At 41.6% G+C, this 21,450-nt stretch carries 17 protein-coding genes; 13 read left to right on the top strand and 4 right to left on the bottom strand.

All coding sequences use genetic code 11. The features are described from left to right. Window positions 1–6: 6 nt before the first annotated feature. On the bottom strand, window positions 7–648 hold the full coding sequence (locus tag JYB65_RS12210; RefSeq protein ID WP_206582970.1) for a CvpA family protein: 642 nt from the start codon (window positions 646–648) through the stop codon (window positions 7–9). 83 nt (window positions 649–731) lie between these two features. Here JYB65_RS12210 and JYB65_RS12205 point away from each other — a divergent pair, with 83 nt between their 5' ends. Beyond that, window positions 732–1,739, top strand: coding sequence for a hypothetical protein (locus JYB65_RS12205; protein ID WP_206582969.1), 1,008 nt, complete (start codon window positions 732–734; stop codon window positions 1,737–1,739). On the opposite strand, the gene JYB65_RS12200 is transcribed toward JYB65_RS12205, so the two are convergent. Then, complete coding sequence (locus JYB65_RS12200) at window positions 1,736–2,407, bottom strand: Crp/Fnr family transcriptional regulator (RefSeq protein WP_206582968.1); 672 nt, start codon at window positions 2,405–2,407, stop codon at window positions 1,736–1,738. The two genes, JYB65_RS12205 and JYB65_RS12200, sit on opposite strands and share 4 nt — an antisense overlap. Window positions 2,408–2,520: 113 nt before the next feature. Here JYB65_RS12200 and JYB65_RS12195 point away from each other — a divergent pair, with 113 nt between their 5' ends. From JYB65_RS12195 to JYB65_RS12175, 5 genes are all read left to right on the top strand, one after another. Beyond that, the gene (locus tag JYB65_RS12195) at window positions 2,521–5,082 is read left to right on the top strand and encodes a DsrE/DsrF/DrsH-like family protein (RefSeq protein WP_206582967.1); all 2,562 of its coding nucleotides are present in this window, start codon (window positions 2,521–2,523) and stop codon (window positions 5,080–5,082) included. 167 nt (window positions 5,083–5,249) lie between these two features. After that, complete coding sequence (tadA, locus tag JYB65_RS12190; protein WP_245156668.1) at window positions 5,250–5,714, top strand: tRNA adenosine(34) deaminase TadA; 465 nt, start codon at window positions 5,250–5,252, stop codon at window positions 5,712–5,714. A gap of 68 nt (window positions 5,715–5,782) precedes the next feature. Continuing rightward, the gene (locus JYB65_RS12185; protein WP_206582965.1) at window positions 5,783–6,619 is read left to right on the top strand and encodes an Ig-like domain-containing domain; all 837 of its coding nucleotides are present in this window, start codon (window positions 5,783–5,785) and stop codon (window positions 6,617–6,619) included. 55 nt (window positions 6,620–6,674) lie between these two features. Beyond that, window positions 6,675–7,610 carry a 4-(cytidine 5'-diphospho)-2-C-methyl-D-erythritol kinase gene (ispE, locus tag JYB65_RS12180; protein WP_206582964.1) on the top strand — a complete coding sequence of 312 codons (936 nt, stop codon included), beginning with the start codon at window positions 6,675–6,677 and terminating at the stop codon, window positions 7,608–7,610. Window positions 7,611–7,648: 38 nt separating this feature from the next. Next, window positions 7,649–8,305 carry a GntR family transcriptional regulator gene (locus JYB65_RS12175; RefSeq protein ID WP_206582963.1) on the top strand — a complete coding sequence of 219 codons (657 nt, stop codon included), beginning with the start codon at window positions 7,649–7,651 and terminating at the stop codon, window positions 8,303–8,305. A 67-nt stretch (window positions 8,306–8,372) separates the two neighbouring features. Here JYB65_RS12175 and JYB65_RS12170 read toward each other — a convergent pair whose 3' ends face one another. Beyond that, a complete protein-coding gene (locus tag JYB65_RS12170) occupies window positions 8,373–10,115 on the bottom strand; it encodes a GGDEF domain-containing protein (RefSeq protein WP_206582962.1) in 1,743 nt (580 codons plus the stop codon). Window positions 10,116–10,365: 250 nt separating this feature from the next. Between JYB65_RS12170 and JYB65_RS15225 the strand changes: the two genes are divergently transcribed. Continuing rightward, window positions 10,366–12,501, top strand: a complete 2,136-nt coding sequence (locus JYB65_RS15225; RefSeq protein WP_206582961.1) for an SPOCS domain-containing protein — start codon at window positions 10,366–10,368, stop codon at window positions 12,499–12,501. A gap of 61 nt (window positions 12,502–12,562) precedes the next feature. Beyond that, on the top strand, window positions 12,563–13,246 hold the full coding sequence (spoIIR, locus tag JYB65_RS12160) for a stage II sporulation protein R (protein WP_206582960.1): 684 nt from the start codon (window positions 12,563–12,565) through the stop codon (window positions 13,244–13,246). A gap of 67 nt (window positions 13,247–13,313) precedes the next feature. Here the strand turns inward: spoIIR and JYB65_RS12155 are convergent, their stop codons facing one another. Beyond that, a complete protein-coding gene (locus JYB65_RS12155; protein ID WP_206582959.1) occupies window positions 13,314–14,579 on the bottom strand; it encodes a S1C family serine protease in 1,266 nt (421 codons plus the stop codon). Window positions 14,580–14,922: 343 nt separating this feature from the next. Between JYB65_RS12155 and JYB65_RS12150 the strand changes: the two genes are divergently transcribed. The 5 genes from JYB65_RS12150 to JYB65_RS12130 all read left to right on the top strand — a co-directional run bounded on the left by JYB65_RS12150 (window position 14,923) and on the right by JYB65_RS12130 (window position 20,867). Next, window positions 14,923–16,782, top strand: coding sequence for a phospho-sugar mutase (locus tag JYB65_RS12150; protein ID WP_206582958.1), 1,860 nt, complete (start codon window positions 14,923–14,925; stop codon window positions 16,780–16,782). Window positions 16,783–16,857: 75 nt separating this feature from the next. Next, a complete protein-coding gene (gene hslO / locus JYB65_RS12145) occupies window positions 16,858–17,772 on the top strand; it encodes an Hsp33 family molecular chaperone HslO (RefSeq protein ID WP_206582957.1) in 915 nt (304 codons plus the stop codon). A gap of 177 nt (window positions 17,773–17,949) precedes the next feature. After that, a complete protein-coding gene (locus JYB65_RS12140; protein ID WP_206582956.1) occupies window positions 17,950–18,981 on the top strand; it encodes a D-alanine--D-alanine ligase family protein in 1,032 nt (343 codons plus the stop codon). Further along, entirely contained in the window at window positions 18,962–19,375 is a 414-nt protein-coding gene (locus JYB65_RS12135; protein WP_206582955.1) for a YwiB family protein, read from the top strand. The genes JYB65_RS12140 and JYB65_RS12135 overlap by 20 nt, the downstream gene beginning before the upstream one ends. Window positions 19,376–19,409: 34 nt before the next feature. Next, the gene (locus JYB65_RS12130; RefSeq protein ID WP_206582954.1) at window positions 19,410–20,867 is read left to right on the top strand and encodes a S41 family peptidase; all 1,458 of its coding nucleotides are present in this window, start codon (window positions 19,410–19,412) and stop codon (window positions 20,865–20,867) included. Window positions 20,868–21,450: the final 583 nt, after the last annotated feature.

Genomic DNA, 21,450 nt, shown 5'->3' with positions numbered 1-21,450 from the left:
GCGATGCTAATACATAAAATCTCGAATAATCAATAAGATCAAATTGTTATTATATAGTTCGATGGCGACTTTCGATTGGTCGAGATTATTAAGCAAAAATGACATATATTTTGGTTCAGCTAAAGAGGCAACAGGCAAAACCAAAGCTAGGAAAATAAAAACAATCAAAAGTCCCTTAACAAGGCCAAACAATAAACCCATCAGACCATTGAAAAGTCCCGGTAGTCCCTTTCCGCCTTTTCTTTTGGAAGGCAGTGAGAAGATAATAAAAATGATCCACTTGATGCCAATCGCTAAGAGTAAAAAGGAAAGTATCGTAAATAAAAAATCGGATACGCCTGCGGCAATAGATCCGGATAAGGTCTCCGTCAATTTGCTGACGAAATCTTGAATGATTGTCGGCAATGTGCCCTGCATTTCCTGCGGAGAGAGGGTGCTGCTTACTTTCTCCAAAACAGCATTATGTACCGATTGGTATAGGGTGGTATTCTCCACCATAAGACTTTTAAGTTTTGGAGCGCAGAAAAAAGCCGCCGCCAATCCGACAAACCAACCGACCGTAGGAAGAAAAGTTTGTAAGAAACCCCGCCGATATCCCTGAACCATAGTAGTGAGCATAATTACTGCAACAATAATATCTAATACCATAACATCTATCCCCCTTAGAATATAGATGACTCATCCAACATATACATATCTATATAATACTAAAAATAACATGGGAGGACAACATGGAATATATAAAGTATAATAAGGAATTAGTACTACTGCAGGAAGAAAACCGCGATTTTGCTGCAAGATTAGAGCAATCCATTTATGGAAATATGCGTATTGAAACAGGCAATAATAAAGGAGCAATTCGCATCAGTGTACAAAACCTTCGGTTTTTTGATCGAGGCAGATACGTGTATAAGCTTATTTTATTTGGCGAGAAAAAAGAGCGTACAATCCATGTGGTAATAGGAACACTAATCCTAAATAAATTTGGTATTGGTGAGAACTATTTCCGATTTGACCCCAATAATGTGGAGGGCAAGGGAGCAAGTATTGACGATTATTCCGTCGCCATTGTAGCGGCCGTATCGATGAAAAATGAGAAAGAGCCTTTACATCCGGTATTGAAAGGCAAACTTGAATTGGCACGAGATGAGCCTAGCAAGAAGCAGGTAATAAGCGCTGCGGGACTTACGAAATCAGAGACCGAACCGGAGGAAGAAGAACCAGAGGCAGAAGGGGCAGAAGGCTCTGAAGACTCTCGAAAAACTCCATATGAGGTAGAAAAGAGAGCACCGATTCATGAAAAAAAGCCGGTCAAGAAGTATAACCACTACTATAATGAGTATTTAATGGAAATATGCCAGAGGACTGCAAAAGCATCGGAATTTTATGAAATCATTACGCCTTTCAGTGAAGATCGAACAAGAGCAAGATGGAGGCGTGTAGCCAATGTTCAAAATTTGCCGATTGTATCGCCCGGTGCTCTTTGGGGAGCATCTAAGTATCGGCATTACATATTTGGGGAAGGCCCCGATAAGTATTACTTCGGGATACCCGGCCGATTTTTAAACGAAGAGCAGCCGGAAGGAGGACGCTCTGGTTTTGTACTTTGGCAGCCCATTATGGGCGCAGAAAGTCTAGAGGCCACAAAAGAGGATTGCTCCCTTGAAAATAGAATGACTGCTTACGGATATTGGATAGCAGCCATTGATAAGAATACCGGAGATATTCTGGATATTTAATTGGCAAGTGCCATTAAGGCTTTTCGGTCTAAAATGGTGATCCCTTTTCTGGATACCGAGAGAAGACCTTCCTTTGACATGTATTTTAACATTCTCGATATGACTTCACGGGCAGTTCCCAGATGGTTGGCAATTTGTTCGTGAGTGAGCGTGATAATGTCGCTTTCATCCAGCGCTGATTGCTCCAAGAGGAAGATGGAGACACGGCGGTCGAGTTTCATAAACAATAATTGTTCTACAATCCACATCGCCTCCGAAAAGCGCATAGAGATGATATCCTTCATAAAGCTTTCCGCTTTCGGATTTTCGTTGGCAATTTTATCGTAAACAGCCGAGCTGATTAATAACAGCTCGGTTTTTGTTTCCGCCGAAACATAAATATCAAAAGAAATATTTTTAATAATGCAGGAGGCAGACAGCATACAGGTATCCCCGTCCATTAATCGAAACAGTGTAACCTCCTTGCCGGTATCTGAAAGAAGGTAGACTCTTAAACGGCCGAAGAGAATCCCAAGGACTCCGGTGCATTGACCTGCATTATGAACATGATCACCCGGCTCAAAGGAGCGGAGTGTGGTGCCCTCCATCATTTCTAGCTGTTGAGAGGGAGTCAGTGCATTCCAAAAGGGATATAATTCGGCGAAAACCGCTTCATTTTTTACAGACATATAAACCTCCCTTTGTTTCTGTGACTTTGTTACTGATATCTTATTCTAACATTGTTATGATATATAAAACAATAAGGGCTCTTGTAAAATATTCGTGCAATTTGGAGGGAAATATGGAACAGAAAAAAGTGGTGATTATCGGCGGAGTGGCAGGTGGGGCGACTACGGCTGCCAGACTTAGAAGAATTGACGAAAACATAGAGATTATTATTATGGAAAAAGGCGATTACATTTCCTATGCGAACTGTGGTCTGCCTTACTATATTGGAGATGTCATAAAAGAACGAGAAGCCCTTTTGCTGCAAACTCCGCAAGTCATGAAAAAGCGTTTTCATATTGATGTACGCATTGGAAACGAAGTTACTTCAATCAATAAAGAAGAAAAGAGTGTGACGGTTCGACGAAACAGTACCGGTGAAGAATATAAAGAAAGTTATGACCGATTAGTTATTTCTACGGGATCAGCCCCTTTAGTTCCGCCTATTTCAGGAATCGACGGTGCCGGGATATTTACCCTCTGGAATATTCCGGATACGGATCAAATCAAGGCATTTATTGCAGAAAGAAAACCCAAGAGCGCGGCGGTAATCGGCGGAGGGTTTATCGGTTTAGAAATGGCTGAGAACTTAAAAGAAGCCGGGTGTCATGTATCGATCGTTGAGATGCAGGATCAGGTAATGGCACCGGTGGATTTTGAAATGGCACAGCTGGTTCATGAAAATATTAAAATGAATGGCGTTGAACTGATCTTATCGGATGGCGTCAAGTCCTTTGAGCGCATTGAAAACGCAGACGGAAATTCGAAAACAAAAATCAGCTTACAAAGCGGAAGAATTCTTGAAGCAGAGCTTGTAATCTTATCAATCGGTATTAAGCCAAACAGTGTCTTAGCCAAAGAAGCAGGATTGAAATTGAATGCCCGTGGAGGCATCGTAGTGGACGACTATTTAAAGACGTCGGATTCCAGTATTTATGCAGTTGGAGACGTTATTGAAGTAACGGCGTTCGTTGAAAAGGATAAAACAATGATTCCCCTTGCAGGACCTGCCAATAAACAGGCACGTATTTGTGCCGGAAATATCGCAGTTGAGTTGGGCAGTGCTACATATGATAAGGAAAAATACGAAGGAACACAAGGAACTTCGGTTGCGAAAGTGTTTGACGTAACTGTTGCAGCTACAGGTCTCAACGAAAAAGCCATGAAACGAATGGGAAAAGAACCGGATAAGGACTATCATGTTGCACTTATTAATCAAAAATCGCATGCGGGTTATTATCCCGGGGCTGCTCCGATCACACTCAAAATGCTTTTTACGCCTTCCGGCAAAATTCTAGGAGCTCAGATCGTCGGGCAGGATGGGGTAGACAAAAGGATTGATGTGATTGCTACAGTGCTAAGACTTGGCGCAACGGTACAGGATCTAAAACAGCTTGAATTGGCTTATGCCCCTCCTTATTCTTCTGCAAAGGATCCTGTCAATATGCTCGGATTTGTCGCAGATAATATCCTAAAAGGGATGGTGAAATTTGTCCCTTGGGACGGACTCGAAGCAGTCGACGAAAAAGAGACGACCGTACTTGATGTAACGGAAGTTTTTGAGAGAATGGCGTTCATCCTTCCCGGTTCTTATCATATTCCCCTTGGAGAGCTCAGAGACCGTTTGAACGAATTAGATAAAAATAAAAAGATTATAACCTATTGTGCAATCGGAGTCCGCTCCTACAATGCGGCAAGAATACTGATGATGGAAGGCTTTGAAAAGGTTGCCGTCTATCCGGGCGGAACCAGTTTCTACAAATCTGTATTTCATGAAAAACTGTACGGAGAAGCAACGGATGGTTCACAACATACCGAGGCGGAATCCGGTGAAATAAAAGAAATCCCTACCCAGGAAGAAAGAGGTACAGCGGTGGAAAATGTAGCGATAAGAAAAGCGCTGGATTGCAGCGGTCTTCAATGTCCCGGACCGATTATGAAAGTGTTTCAAGCGATCAATGAAATCGAAGAAGGTCAACTCATCGAAGTGGCGGCGACGGACATGGGCTTTGCCAGAGATATCGATGCATGGTGCAAACGAACAGGAAATACCCTCGTAAAAACAGAACAGAGAAATAAACAAACCGTTGTATTTATAAGAAAGGGCTGTTGCAATGTGATTTGCGGCACCCCCGATATACCTGTCAATACAGCCCCTTCAGAACTTCCCCAAGGGAAAACGATGATCGTATTCAGCGGCGATTTAGATAAGGTATTGGCTTCTTTTATTATCGCAAACGGAGCGGCGTCTATGGGGAGACCGGTTACCATGTTCTTTACGTTTTGGGGATTAAACGTCTTAAGAAGACCGGAAAAGCAAAAAGTGAAGAAGCCGTTTATGGATTCCATGTTTGGGGTTATGATGCCCAGAGGAAGTTCAAAATTAACGTTATCCAATATGAATATGGGCGGCATGGGTACGGCGATGATGAAAAAAGTAATGAAAGATAAAAATGTCAATTCGTTAGAAGACTTAATGAAAGCCGCTATGACAAATGGCGTAAAAATCGTGGCATGCACGATGTCTATGGATGTCATGGGATTAACAAAAGAAGAATTGATTGACGGCATCGAATATGCAGGAGTGGCCGCTTATTTGGGCGATGCAGAACAATCCAATGTAAACTTATTCATATAAAGCTCTTAGCCATCGGATACACCTCAGAAGGACAGCTTTAACAGAAGGAGTTCCCGCAACTCTCCGGACGTTGAGGCTGTCTTTTCTTTTTGCTTGTCTGCTTGTACATTTGACTATTGAATAATAATCAGCTTTATGATAACATTGTAAGGTATATGAGAAATTATATGATGGAAGCCTTAGCGGAAGCAGAGAAGGCGTATGCAAACGGAGAAGTGCCTATCGGAGCGGTTGTCGAAAAGGATGGCGTTATTATAGGCAAGGGGTACAATTTAACAGAAACATTAAAAGATCCCACGGCACATGCAGAAATGATCGCAATCCGGCAGGCTGCTGAAACCTTAGGAGGTTGGAGGCTGCTGAATTGTAATTTATACGTGACCTGTGAACCTTGTGCGATGTGTGCAGGTGCCATTGTTTGGTCGAGAATCAGCAAACTCTATATCGGGACGATGGATCCGAAGGCGGGAGCCTGCGGATCGGTGTTTAACATTGTTCAAGAACAAAAACTAAACCATTTCGTTGAAATAGAAACCGGAATGATGGAAAAAGAATGCTCAGAAATCATGAAAGCTTTTTTCAAAGAATTACGTATAAAAGAGCCTAAAAGGCATGACGTAAAGGGCGTATAAACAAGCCCAAAACGGACCTATCTTGAGAGAGGCATATCGGAAAATAACATATCGGAGGAATCGAAACTATGAAGAGAATAGGCGCAATACTTTGCCTTTCATTACTTATTGTATTAATGACAACATCATTCAGCTTTGCGGCGAGCCTGGAAGTAACCGACTCGTATCCGAGAGACGGCGGCAAAGGAATGCAGCTGGTAAATACCGGAGTGAAACTGTATTTTAATCAACCAATGAAAAGTTCAAAAGCCATTCAGGCAGATCAAGATTGTTTTAAATTTACAGACGAAGATGGAAATGTACAGCCTATAAGGGTTGTTTACAGTGATAAAGATCCAAAGCAGGTCTTGGTTATTATTAATAAATCATTGGAGCAGGAAACCACCTATAAATTAACGATTTCCAAAGATCTTATGTCAAAATCCGGAGATACGTTGGGAGAAGAAGAAACGATCAGCTTTACGACGAGAGATACCAGCGTAGATACAAAAGTGAATATGGGAATGATGGCCGTCATGATGGTGGGTATGGTATGGTTTACCAGCAGGTCTGCGAAGAGCCACGTAAAGAAAGAATTGATTGCAGAGGGTAAGGAAGAAGTCGTAAATCCTTATAAGGTAGCAAAAGAAACCGGTAAATCAATCGAAGAAATCGTGGCAAAGGATCAAAAGGCAAAAGAAAAACACAAGAAAAAGCGTGAGAAAATGATAGTACAGCAGGTGGATAAGCAGGAAGATCAAGCAAGCACCGATAACAATAATAAGCGGGTAAAAGCGCCTAAAAGAATCTCTGAGGGCGGAAGCACTTATCTTACGGGAAGAAAAGCGAAGGCAGAAGAAGAGGCGAAAAAAAGAGCCGCAGCCGGAACTACTCATCCGAAGAGTAAGTCAAAGAAAAGAAAATAGAACAGGAACGGGGGATAGGCTAGAGTCTGTCTCCCTTTTGATTTGAGGACTGGCAATGAAAGAAATTGTATTAAAAGCATTTGCAAAAATAAACTTATCGCTGGATGTGTTGGGGGTATTGCCGAACGGATATCATGAAGTTCGGATGGTGATGCAGCAAGTGGAACTTCATGATTTAGTAACGGTTCGATGGCAGGAAATCAAGAGCACAGATCTGCCGGAAAGAATTGTTTTGATGACGGATCGAACAGACTTGCCTGCAGATGGAGAGAATATTGCGTTTAAAGCTGCAGAGCTTATGATGAAACGATTCGGGAAGACCGGGCAGGTTCAACTTTTCATTGAAAAACATATTCCTGTAGCAGCAGGTCTGGCAGGAGGGAGTGCCGATGGTGCCGCAGTGCTCCATGGATTGAATTTCTTATGGGATTTAAACCTTACGATAGCGGAACTCTGTGAAATCGGCGTGCAAATCGGAGCGGACCTTCCGTTTTGTATCATGGGACAGGCTCGGGGGAATACCTGCCTAGGCATTCTGTCCGATGACCGTTTTTCTGCCGCGTGTGCCCTTGCGGAAGGGATCGGAGAAAAGCTGCAGCCGCTGCCTTCTTTAGATTGTTGGATCGTGCTGAGCAAGCCTCCGATAAGCATTTCTACGGCTGAGGTTTATCAAGGAATAGATCAGGAATTGGATGGGAATAATGTTCTGCATCCTGATTCAAATACGTTAATTCAGGGTCTATTTGAAAAAAATCATCATAAAATAGTTCAAAATATGGTGAATATACTTGAATTGTTTACGTTAAAGAGGTATCCTATAATCGTTTATACAAAAAATTTGATGGATCAGCAAGGTCCGATGAAGACGTTGATGAGCGGAAGCGGGCCTACCGTATTCGCAATATATCTAGAAAAATCAAAAGCAGAGGATGCTTTTAAGACACTATGTCAACATAACCAAGAAACCTTTATAACAAAGACGTTACTATAGTTTTGCGCATACAAAGCTTTAGAGATTTGAGGTGAAATATGCTAAATTTTGATATTCAGAATCATAGACCTTTGAGAGAAATCGTTTATGAAGAACTAAAAATGCAAATTTTGACGGGTAAAATTGTTCCTGGGACAAGAATGATGGAAGTTGAACTTGCAGAAGATATGGGAGTGAGTCGTACCCCTATCCGAGAAGCGATTCGAAAGCTTGAAAAAGAAGGACTTGTGACAATTGAACCAAGGAAAGGCGCTTATGCATCTCAGATTTCAACAGAAGATATGGTTGAGATACTGGAAGTCCGACAAAATATGGAAGGTCTTGCCGCTTATTTTGCAGCAATTCGTATGACGCCGGCGCAGCTTCAGGTCCTCATGGAAGTGGAAGAGTCCTATAATAAGGCCATAGAAGAGGGGAACACACCGGATGTGATTCGGTATGATTCCAAATTTCATAAACTGATTGTTCATTCAAGCAATAACAAGGTATTAATTCAAATGGTTGAACAGCTCCAAGAAATGGTTCTACGGTTTCGATATTTGTATTATGATGATTTTAAACGAGCTGAGAAGATGCCGGAAGAACATCAAATGATTGTGGATGCAATCGCAAATAATAATGCAGAAGCTGCAAGGGATGCGGCTGACCTTCATATAAAGCACTTAAAGGATTTAGTGATAACGGAAGGCGTATAAAAAATAAAAGCCTGCTTTTCATTCTACTGGTTAGGGTAGGAAGAAAGGCAGGCTTTTTAACTTATTCTCAAAGTTCAATGCGTTTCATTTCTATGGTGTCTCGTTGCAGCTTTGGAATAGAACGGTTGCTTTTGTCTGATTTATGGGAGTACATGGCATTATCAGCACGTTTTACTAATTCTTGAATGGAAAAGATACGGGTTTCGCTATGATCATAAAAAGCGTAACCCAAGGAAAGCTGAACGGCTATCTGACGGGAACCGTACGAACCGATTTTAGCAGTCTCCATTTCTTTTTTCAGAGCAAGACATAATGATTCACATTTCTCATTGGTAAGATTCTCGCAGATCATGCAGAATTCATCCCCGCCTATTCGATAAGCCTTGCCCCATCTGCCAAAAACATCTCGAATCGCGGCACCGGACTGCGAGATCGCAATGTCTCCTACACTATGTCCAAAGGTATCATTAATACTTTTCAAGCCATTTATATCTGCAATAAAAATAGCAATTTTTTGAATTCCGTCCAAATTCCTTTGATAAGTTTCCAATATTTCTTCATACGCCGTTCTGTTGCCCAATTGCGTGAGAGAGTCTAAGTAGGCCAGCTCTTTGAATAACTGTGTTCGATCCGCCTCATTTTTTAATAAGATAAATTCCAAAAAAGACTCTAGCATAAGGATAATCATAAAACCGACAAAGCCCATTCCTACAAATTTTGCAACCGCATAAGTGGGATTTGTATAAAAGCGGAAAAAATCAAGCAAAAACCCAAGGATTAAAACCCCGAGGGCTAAGGTAGTAGCTTTGGAAGCATGGGGATGACCTTCTATAATCAACGATTTTAATTCTGCAGTAATAATGTAAACGGCGGAAGCGACGAGGATGGCATGCGATAAAACCATGGTACTCATAAAATCCACAATATTTAAAAAATGCAGTGCGAAAACAAGCCATACATTCGTAAATCCGGCGATAAATAAAATCTTAAGAAAGGTAGACTCCTTGTAGCCCTTGACATGCAATAAATATAATTGAAGGGCAGCCGGTGCGGCGGCGAGGGTTATAAAGTCCAAATAGTGAGCGATGTAGACATCGTCAAAGAGAAATTGTAACAACCGGCTTTCGATAGCAATCCAAACTCCTGTAATGATGGAAAATATTGCTAAGAACGAAGAGGGTTGAATGATTGCGGGAATATGCAGAAATATTCGGCAGAATGCAATAACGACCAACATTAATAAGCCTACAAAAATCAGCAAAACTCCTGAGATAAGTGTCGTGCTGTATTGTGACCACACATGAAATAGCAATGCGGATTTTGCACCGATAGTGATCGGACTGATACTGCCTGAAAATGCATTAAAGGGTGAGGATAACTCGATAGCAATGGTTTTCCCTGCATCGGAAGGGTTTAGGCGGATGATATTCCAAAGACTTCCCGGGGAAGAGCTAAAAGGCGGCGTTTTTTCATAGCCGTAAGAATAAATCAGCTGATCCGCCACAAAGACTTTTACTTGTTGCTGGGAACTTCTAAAGCAGATCGCCGTATTGGTGTTCATAATAGTAGGAATTAGTTTTTCCAGTCTTACCGTTGCATGGGCGGTCAGTTTCAGATTGGCAGGCAGCTTGACAGGAGAGATCATTTCTCCGTCGACACTGATTCGCCAATTATCGGAAAAGTCTGTTGCAGGTTCGTTATTAAAATAGCCAGTGTCAGCGGGTACGCTTTTTAGAGCGATGAAGACAAAGGCTGTCATCATGATTATGGATAGGATAAATATAATAGATATGACATTTAATTTCTTCATGGAACTCCTCAAATAATAAGACAAAAAGCTCCTGAAAACTGTGGTCTCAGAAGTTCAAAGCGGAATAGTACATAAATATACAAGTTCTCTGACAGGCACATTTATTTTTTTAGTATACTATTTTTTTCTTATACAAACAAGTAGTAATACAAACAATAGAGACAGAATAAACTGTATTATGACTAAGCATTAGCAAGCATAATGAACGATGAAAGTCTAAAAATATTATGAATATGAGGGGGACAATATCGTGACAGATGATAAAAATATACCTGAATATGCTCTTCAACCGGCAAAAGAGCTAGACGAAATGGAAATAGATGAATTTGATCCGTCGCCATATGATCGGTTATTGAGTTGGTCAAGGCAGAAAAAAGCTTCCCAGAGCTTTCACCTTGAAGACAATCAAGACTTTGAGCGAGAAATGAATCAAGCATTTGAAAAACAAGAGAACCCGATCATTTTAGAGGAACAAAATGCAGAAGAGGTGTTCGCAATTCCTTCTGAAGAAGAGCTCTTTGAAACACAGATCGTATTTAATGAGCAACCTCAAATGAATCCGGTCGAAAGCATTGAAGCGGAAGAGGTGATTCATGTACAGGCGGAAGCACAAGCAGAACTCCCTCTGGAAGAGACATTCCATGAAATTGCTGGAGTGGAGAATTCCTATGCGCAGGCGGAAGAAATCTATGAGCCTATTACAGAAGAGGAAGAGATTCAACTCGTTTCTGTGGCACCTGCGGAGCCGTTGGCAGAGGCGGTGAATGCAAAGCCGGTGACGGTTTTACCGATGACAGGAACAGTGGTTACCAACGAACTTAAAATGACGGATATCCGTGAGAAACCGGAGGCCAGAGTATTCATTGAGGAGGATATCCTTGTACCGGATACAAAAGAGGACTTGGCTTCTATTTTATCAATGACCGGAAAATTGAAACTGTTTGATTCGGAAATCCATGTGGGACAAATGAGTCAAGATTCCGTCAAGGTGGCAGGAGAAATTCAACTACATACCTTATACATCCCTGAAAAATATTCGGGAGAGGAAAATATCATTGCCATTCAGTCAAGACTTCCGTTTAAAACAGATTGGACTTTAAATGTAGCACCATTATCTCATTTGGTCATTAAACCGTACTTGGAAAGTGTAGACTATACCGTTATCAATGAGAGAAAATTCAGAGCAAAATTGACCGTACGGCTAGCTATGAGAGAATATGCTAACGTAGAACTTCAAGTATTTCAAGGAATAAAAGGCGAGAGTCTTCAACTTCTAAAGGAGAAAATTCAGCTGACTCATGTTTCTGAAAGAAAGAATGACGTCATGGAAATCAACGAAACCTTGTCACTTAAAGACACACAGCCTAAACCGGAACGGATTCTTAAATATGATGTAGATATTGTAGAAAATCATAAGCAGATTACCGATGAAAAGGCAGTAATCAATGCAACGATCTATTGCAATGTTTTATATCTAGGCAAAGTGGCTGATTCGGAGGAAGAAGCAGAAGCCAAGCTCACTCCTCAATTGTTCCAGGGGAAAACAGAATTCACCCAATTTATTCCGATTTCCAATGCTGCGGAGGGAAGCCGCGTCGCTTTCTCTGATAAAGGCATTGTCGTTCGCATAAAGGAAGATGAAGCAGAAGGAGCAGCCGAAAATGCCTTTACGCTGGAAGGCGAAGTGGAGACGTCCATAGAAATCTACAAGAACCTTGAAAGGGAAATTGTAACCGACATCTACCACAGAACCAAAGACTTAATCAGTGATAAAGTGGAATTAGAAACGATGTCTCTGGGCGGAAGCGGAGTAACGGAAGCTGCAGTGCGTGAGATCATCAATATTCCGGAAAAATATGGTGATGTGAAACGTGTCATTTATATATCGGGAAATATTAAAAATAGCAAAAGCACGTTGGAGCAGAATAAAAATATTGTAGAAGGTGTTGTTGAAATCAATCTTTTATGCATTCCGGAAGATGAAAAGAAGCCGGCTTTCAGTTTAACCAAAGATTTAAACTTTAGAGGAGCCATGGAAATTCCGGAAGCAAAGGGGAACACAAAGGCCAACAGTGAAATCTCTATTAAGGAATTGTGGTTTGATCGCATCAACTCAAAACAGATTGAGGTCAACGCGAACTTATTTATTGCTTCTTCCATATACGGTCAGGAAGCATATCAAATCATTGAAAAAGTTTGCTTTGTGGAAGCTCAAGATGTAAACGTAGTAAAACCGGGCATGGTTGTATACATCACAAAAACTGGCGATACTTTATGGGATATCGCAAAAAAATACAGAACGACAGTAGACATGATAACCGAGATCAATGATCTGGATAAAGAACAGAAGCTTGGAGACAGTACAAAGCTTTTGATTGTAAGGTAGTATAAAAATCCGAACCTTGGCAATACTTCTAACATAGAGTACCGAGGGGAGGATTTTTTACATGAGATTAAATAATAGAAAAATGCAAGCAATGCTTTTCATATTAATCTGCATGATCGTATATACTGGCTGGTATACCAGCACAAGAGACAATGATGATTATTATACAGGAATTATTCGTTTCCATGTTATTGCGAACAGTGACTCAACAGAAGATCAGGAGCTGAAGCTAAAGGTACGGGACGGTGTTTTAGAAGCCGTGAATGAAGAACTTGTAAAGGAAACGATGGCACAATATGATGCAGATGCGGTGGAATGCAGTGTAGAGCAAGTGTCGTTGAATATAGATGAATCGCGTGAATATTTACAAAATCACTTGGATTTAATTGAAGATATTGCAGAAGATATCATTAAACAAAATGGGTATTCCTATACGGCATCCGCCGAACTTGGCGTACGGTGGATTCCGACGAAAACCTACGGCGATACGACCTTTCCCGCCGGCAATTATGAAGCATTGAATATCACGATCGGAGAGGGAGAAGGTCAAAATTGGTGGTGTGTATTATATCCGCCGCTTTGCTTGATCGATTCCAAAGAGCAGGGAACTCAGGTCAATACTTCAGAACCCGGTATAACGGCTGAGCTTGTTAAACTGAGAGACAGTAATAAAAACGAAATCCCAACAGGGGTTGCTATCAAACTAAAGTTCAAGACCCTTGAAGTGATACAAGGGAAAAAATAAGTGCATTTTCAGTTCCTCACAATAGATGAAAGTCCAGGCAGCTAACAGCGGCCTGGACTTTTCGTTTTTAATTGCTCGTTTTCTCTCCTAATACAAGCTTCAATGTTTTCATTTCATTATCGCGCACGACGGTCACTTTTACAGTATCTCCGACAGCGTAATTTTCAAAGGCACTGGTTAAATCCGATGCAGAATCAATTTTATCATCGCCTACGTAATAGATTAAATCTCCACTCTTAAAGCCCGCCGTTTTTGCATTTTCACTGTCCACGCTTTTTACATAGATACCAAGACTGCGAACGCCGTAGTAGATGGCATTTTTCATGGAGGTTAGATCCACTAAGGTTAAGCCCGTATCGATTCGGCCTCGAACATACCCGTAATCGGCAAGTTCCTGTGCAATCTTTTTCACTTCATTGACAGGAATCGCAAACCCAAGTCCTTCAATGCCTGAACCGGATGATTTTGCAACAATGATACCGACTAATTCACCATTTTGATTGAACATGCCTCCGCCGGAATTCCCCGGATTAATGGACGCATCGGTTTGAAGCAGTTTCATGGTTTTACCGTCAATGGTAATCGAACGGTCCAGTGCACTGACGATTCCGGTTGTAACCGTTCCGCCCAGGCTTCCGAGCGGATTCCCGATAACGACCGATAGGTCACCCACTTCAAGGGCACCGCTGTCCCCGTACACGACAGGCGTTAAACCGGTAGCTTCAATTTTTAATACAGCAATATCGGTCTGTGAGTCAGTACCCTCCATAGTAGCGGTATAAGACTTGCCGCTCTTCAACGTAACGGTGATTTTTTTTGCGCCATCAATCACATGGTTATTGGTCACGATATAGCCATCCGATGAAATAATCACGCCGCTCCCTGCACCCTCTGTTACATATTGCTGCATCCAGGAGTCCGTTACGACGGATTCCGTTTTAATTTCTACAACGGAGTTTGCATTCAACGCGGCAATTTCTTTAATGGTTAATTTGCTGCCAGTGGCCACTTCAAGAGTTGTTCCGGTGTTTGTTATTTGAAGTTGATTGGTACTGGAGCCTTGTCCAAAGTTACTGCTTCCGGAAGACAGATTGTTCGCCAGCAAGGATCCCCCGAAACCGAAAGCTGTCGACGCTACTATACAAATGGCAACGAGTAAAGCGATGCCTTTTCTGGAAAGACTGAAATGCAATACACGCTTTTTCTTGACCGTTGATTGCTCAGCTGTCTGAGCCTGCGGATCAACCAATACGAAATTCACGTTTTGGTTCGAATACCTGCCGCTAAAGCTTTCATCGAGATCCTTTCCATAATCATTTCTAAAATCATCCATAAAAAGTTCCCCTTTCGTTATTGATGTTTATTTACCTCAGTAATCTCTACTGTTGTGAGCCAAACCTGCCTATCCATGTAATAATGGATGGCAGTAAAATATCCGAATAGACAGGAAAACAGGAAGGAAGAGAATCCCGTAAAGGTGATCCATGAAACTTGTACTTGCATTTTATTGTTTGTTAAAGTTTACCCGTCTTATTCAGTTGTTTTTGAATTTACTCACATACTAAACCTTAAATGTGAATTTTTTGTGAAAAAATCGTGTATATGTGGTAAAATATATATTCAAATATATAATGGGGAAGGGACAAGTCTATTCTGGACGAGAATAAGGGGTTACTATGATACGAAATAAAGACTATAACATATGGACTTCATCGTTGAGAGAAGCAATTCAGGAAAGCAAAACACAAGAAGAGGTGCAAACCAACCAGCAGCTTCTTGACGAACTCTTATACATAGCGAGTTTGGAAAATGCAGAAGATGAAGTGGAAGACCGATTTTATAAACAACTGGAGTTCGGTACCGGCGGGCTAAGAGGACTTCTTGGCACCGGCAGCAACCGAATCAATATATATACGGTAGAGAAAGCAACACAGGGAATTGCGGATTATATCAGTGCAGGAGAATATAGGGACTACTCTTTACTGCCGGATAAAGCAGTTAAAGGAAGACCTTCTGTGGCGATCGCCTACGACAGCCGGATCAATTCGAAGCTATTTGCCGATACGGCGGCCAGGACCTTGATGAGAAACGGGATCGATGTCTATCAATATCAGGAATTGATGCCCACACCGGCGCTTTCTTTTGCGGTCAGGCGCTTTGGATGTGCAATGGGCATTATGATTACGGCCAGCCATAATCCGGCTGCCTATAACGGCTATAAAGTGTATGACAATACAGGGTGCCAAATCACGTTGGAAGCAGCGGAAAAAATTCTTTCACGGATCGAGCAAGTTCCTTTTTTTCGCGGCTTTAGCCGCAGTGAAAAACCGGAAGGCTCCCTTACGCCTATTGAAGAAAGCATCATAGAAGAATATTTAGATGCGGTTCAGAGAGAAAGCGTACTGCAGGATGAAACCGGCAGAGAGATCTTAAAGAAATTAAGCGTTGTATATACGCCGCTGAATGGGGCGGGAAATAAGCCCGTTCGAAGCATTTTAGACAGAATGGGTATATCCCATGTACATATCGTGAAAGAACAGGAGAGACCCGATGGGAGCTTCCCAACGTGCCCTTATCCGAACCCGGAGAAAAAAGAGGCGTTGGCACTGGGATTGGAGCTTTGCGGACATTTAGCAGCGGAAGCAAAAGCGGGCGGTCATGTAGAGGAAATACCGGACTTGCTGCTCGCCACCGATCCGGATTGTGACCGAGTAGGCATTGCGGTTTGCTGCAATAAAGAAACGATGCCGGAATATCAATTGATTACCGGAAATGAACTGGGTGTTTTACTATTGGATTTCATGATTACCATGAAGGTGAAAACCGGCAGAAAAAAAAATCCCATCGCTGTTAAGACGATTGTTTCTACAAAAATGGCGGATGCCATTGCAGCTAAACATGGTGTTCGTATGGCAGTTACTTTAACGGGATTTAAATTTATCGGAGAATACATCGCCCAGCTTGAAAAGGCGCATCAGGAAGAGGACTACTTGTTCGGATTTGAAGAAAGTTATGGTTATTTGTCCGGCACTTATGTAAGAGATAAAGACGCGGTAAATGCCTCTATGCTGATCTGTGAAATGACCGCCTATTACAAATCAAAAGGATTGACCTTGACGGATCGATTATCGGAGCTGTATGAAGAATACGGCTATTATAAAAATGACTTGATCGATTTTTATTTTGAGGGTGCCAGAGGAATAGGAGCGATGGAAGGGATCCTGTCTTTTTTTAGATCACAGATGCCGGAGAAAGTTGCCGGTAAAAAAGTGGTGGAAATAACGGATTATCAAACGCAAAAAAGAGTTTGTTTGGATGGAGCGGCCTGTACTGGGAGTACTGAAGCTACAGGACTTCCGCCATCGAATGTAATAGAAGCTTGTTTAGAAGAAGATTGTTCCTTTACGGTAAGACCTTCCGGAACAGAGCCGAAGCTTAAAATTTATTTGTCGGCGAAGGGCAAAACGGAGGCTGAATCCAAAGCCTTGATTGAAAAAATAAAAGAGGAATTGACGCAAATAGTAAATAGCAAATAGACGATTAATAAGTCAAATGAGGGACTTCATGAATCAGTCCCACAGCTACATAAGAAAAAAGGAGAATAACAGTACATGGGAAAAGCATTAATTGCATTAGATAAAAGCAAGTCATACAGAGTTTATCTAACGATTTCCACAGACATGGTGGAAGCCGCAAGACAAATTCATCAAACCTCTCCTCTTGCGACGGCGGGACTTGGCAGAGTACTCACCGGTGCGGGACTGATGGGCATTATGCTGAAAAATGATTCCGATAAATTAACGTTGAATTTTACGGGAGACGGTCCGGCCAAGCAAATTTTAGCAACTGCGAACGGCAAAGGGATGGTGAAAGGGTATATCTCCAATCCGGATGTGGACCTACCCCTTACCGAGGAAGGGAAATTGGATGTTGGAGCTTCTTTAGGTATCGGGGACATCACAGTCATCAAGGATTTAGGGCTGAAAGAGCCTTACGTTGGAACCATCTCACTTGTCTCCGGAGAAATAGCGGACGACTTGACCGCTTACTTTTTCATCTCGGAACAGCAAAATTCTTCCGTTGCATTGGGAGTAAAAATTGCCAGGAATTGCTCGGTGCTTTGCGCAGGAGGACTGATCATTCAAATGCTTCCGGACTATGGAGAAGCTTGTGTGGATGCCCTTGAAGAGATGATTGGAAAAATGAAGCCATTGACAATGCTTATAGAAGAGACTATTCTACAATCGGCAGGCAAAACGGAAGAAGGCATTTTAGAAGATTTACTTCAACGTATTTTTAAAGAGATGCCGGAAGAATATACGCCACAAACTTTAGAGTTTAGAGAGGTAAAGTGGCAGTGCGATTGCAGCGAAGAACGGCTTGAACAGGTTCTGATGACAATCGGAAAAAAAGAGTTAGGCCAAATTATTGAAGAAGACGGAAAAGCAGAGTTGGTTTGTCAATTTTGTGAAACAAAGTATTTTTTTAATAGAGAACATCTTCAGAAAATCTTCGAACGAATTTAATATTGGAAATAACGAGGCAAAGATATCGCGCACCTCGTTGAAACGCGCAGAGGTAATGAAAATTTCTACAGACGAAATTTTTCTAAGAATGCGTTATAAAATGAAAAAAATTCATATACTTTCATGTAATGTTTACAATTATGTGATATGCTAATTTAATATATATGAGGGGAAGATATGATTAAGATAGGAGTATTATTTGGCGGAAAATCAGGGGAACATGAAATTTCTCTGATGTCTGCGGCATCCGTTATAAACGCACTGGATAAAACAAAGTTTGAGCCGTTTTATTTCGGCATTACCAAAACAGGAAAATGGAAAAGATTTGAGGGAAAGACAGAGGCCATTGAAAACGGCGACTGGGAGAAAACAGCTATAGACTTTAATCCCGGGAACTTAAAAGAAGTGGTGGATTTTGCTTTGCCTATTTTGCATGGCCCTTACGGAGAAGACGGTACCATACAAGGACTATTTGAAATGCTGGATATCCCTTATGCCGGCTGTGGTGTTTTAGCTTCTTCAGCGGCTATGGATAAGGCTATTGCAAAAGATATTTTTGCTCGGGCAGGATTGCCGATTTGTAAGCATACGTTGATTTTCACGGAAGAATTCGCTGCTGATTCGGAAGCGGTGGTTCATAAAGTGGAAAGGGAAGTGCCTTACCCGGTATTTGTAAAACCGGCGAATATGGGTTCAAGCGTGGGCATTACAAAAGCGAAGGACAGAGAGGGCTTATATGCAGCCATAGAGGAAGCGGCAAGATATGACCGACGAATTGTTATTGAAGAAGGCATCGATTGCAGAGAATTGGAAACCGGTGTGATCGGCAATTACCTTCCGCAAGTGGCTGAGGTAGGGGAGATTCTTCCTTCTGCCGAATTTTATGACTATAAGGCGAAATATTTTGACGGAGGGCAATCGAAAATCTGCATTCCTGCCGATATATCAAAGGAGACCAAAGAACGTATTCAAGAAATCGCTGTAAAAGCTTATTCGTCTTTGGATTGCGCCGGGTTTGCACGGGTTGATCTTTTTCTAGAAAAAGAGACCGATAAAATTTACATAAATGAAATAAATACAATACCGGGATTTACGAAATTCAGTATGTTCCCTCTTCTATGGGCGGCAGCTTCTGTGTCGTACCCAGAATTAATTGAAAGGATTGTGAATTTTGGATATGAAAGATATAATGCTAAAAATAAGAGGTAAACAAATTTCTGCGGATTCCGAAGAGGATCAGATAGAGTTTGTAACAGAAGGAAAGATTTACGAAAGAAATCAAGCGGTATACGTGGTATATGATGAGAGCGAAGTTTCCGGTATGCCGGGCTGCAAAACGAGCTTGAAATTAAAAGGAGATACCATTCGTATGAGGCGATTTGGCGAAAGTGTCATCTTGGATACGGCGATCGAGTTTCAAAAGGGACGCCGTTACGAGGGATTTTATGACACTCCTTTTGGTGCCATTGAGATGGAAGTATTAACCAATGACTTGGTGCATAACTTAACGCCAGAAGGAAAAGGCTCGATTGATATCGATTATCACATCAGCTTAAAAGGCTTATCGGAAGGCCGCAGCAAGTTAAACATACAGATTATATAAAACAGCAATTAGCTTGAATCGAGAAGGAGAAGATATGAACAAGAAAGCGGTAAAAATAATCGCCTTTATCATTATTTTGACCATGATCCTCACTTCATTTTCTTTCGTTTTATTTTTGCCGTCCGCTTTTGCAGACACGAAAGAAGGAAGAGATACCAATTCACAAGAATATTTAGAAGAACAGTTGGCTGTACTTGAAAATTATTTAGAATTTATCAAAAAATATTATAAAGATGATATCGATTATAATATGCTGATGGACGGAGCCTTTGAGGGAGCTACCGGAGTACTGGGCGATCCGTTCAGCGTCTATTATTCAAAAGCAGAAGACGGTGAAAGCTTTGCAGAAGCAGTGACCGGCGAGTTCGGCGGTATTGGCGTCGGCTTGCAGGAAAGCGAAACGGGGCAGCACCAAATAACGACGGTATATGAAGGGAGTCCGGCTGAAAAAGCGGGTATCCAGATAGGAGACATTGTTGTTAAGATTGATAGCAAAGATGTGACCGCTATGAGTCTGAATGATATGGTTCTTCTGATGCGCGGTGAAGAGAATACAAAGGTCAATGTGACCATCACCAGAAGCGGAGCAGAAAAAACGTTTACCATAACAAGAGCCATCATTGAGGCAAAATGCGTATCACATAAAATGTTGGAAAATAATATTGGATATATGAAAATAACCAGTTTTGATTCCAATGTGGCAGAAGAATACGCGGCGGCAAGAGCAGCACTGATTAAGAGCGGCGCGAAATCCTTGATCTTGGATCTTCGTGATAACGGAGGCGGCTTAATAAACGGAGCTGTTGCGATTGCGCGGGATATGATTAATACAGGGGACATCACCCATTACGAAAGACAGGGCAAAATAATCGGTTCAGAAAAAGCAACCGGCACCGCATCTGCTTCTATGCCGACGGTGGCACTTGTCAATGAAAACAGTGCCAGTGCAACTGAAATTTTAGCGGGTGCCCTTCAGGATAATAAAGCGGCGAAGCTGGTAGGAGCCACGACGTACGGAAAAGGCATTGCGCAGCAGTTTATGACTTTATCTTCCGGTGACACGGCGAAAGTGTCCATCTTATATTTTTTAACGCCGAATAAAAAGGTGATCGACCATGTGGGAATCACACCGGATTATGTGGTACGAAACGGGTCTTTAGGAGATGAAAAAGCAAAAGCTTCGTATACCTCTTTTGCGCCTATGAATGAACAGACAAAACCGAAAGCCGGAGAGACCGGATTAAATGTATATGCAGCGCAGCAGAGACTCGCATTACTGGGTTACTATACAGGCGAAACGACAGCTGTTATGGACGATGCAACGGTAGCGGCAATAAAGAAATTCCAGAAGGACGAAAACTTATATCCCTATGGAGTGCTCGATTATACAACCAGAAATAAGCTGGAAACGGAAGCTTATAATCTGGCATACGGGACAGTGAACGGCGATGCCGATTATCAATTGGAGAAAGCCATAGAGCTTCTTCGTTAAATGCTATAGAGCCGTGAGCGGTTTAAATAAACAAAAACGAGAAGACCTTCCTTAAAGATTCATAAGGAAGGTCTTCTCGTTTTATTGATTGATTATAATGTGTGCTGTTTTTAAAAATTGTCGGAATTATTAATCCTATTATTAAAAACAACTAGAGGCAACTTGGTCATGGGACTGTCATTTTGGCACTTCGTCCATAGCGCAAGCAAATGTAAACTAAGAGCGCCTCCTAGAGGCTTTTTCTACTATTCCATAAGAGCTTTTAAAGAAAGCTTCTATTTCTGTTGATGGATTATAATGTATGCTGTTTTTAAAAGTTTGTCAGAATTATTAATCTTATGGAGACAACTTGGTTATGAGACTGTCCTCCTGCCTGGTGAGAGCAGAAGGACGGTCTCGTTGTCAACAATCAGGTCATAGTTAAGGCGTTGGACTGATTGCTAACGAGGAGAATTTTATTTAAAATTATTTTAAGAAGACTTATTCGTATAATTGTTTGTTTGCAGTATGTGAGCATAGTCATGTATTTATTTTTTTATCATGTAGGAAATTTCGCTTGCGCTATGGACGAAGTGCCAAAACA

Source organism: Clostridium aminobutyricum (assembly GCF_017255415.1).
GTDB lineage: Bacteria > Bacillota > Clostridia > Peptostreptococcales > Anaerovoracaceae > Aminipila > Aminipila aminobutyrica.
The sequence above is the reverse complement of the archived record's forward strand: the minus strand, read 5'-3'. Positions and strand labels throughout refer to the sequence as shown.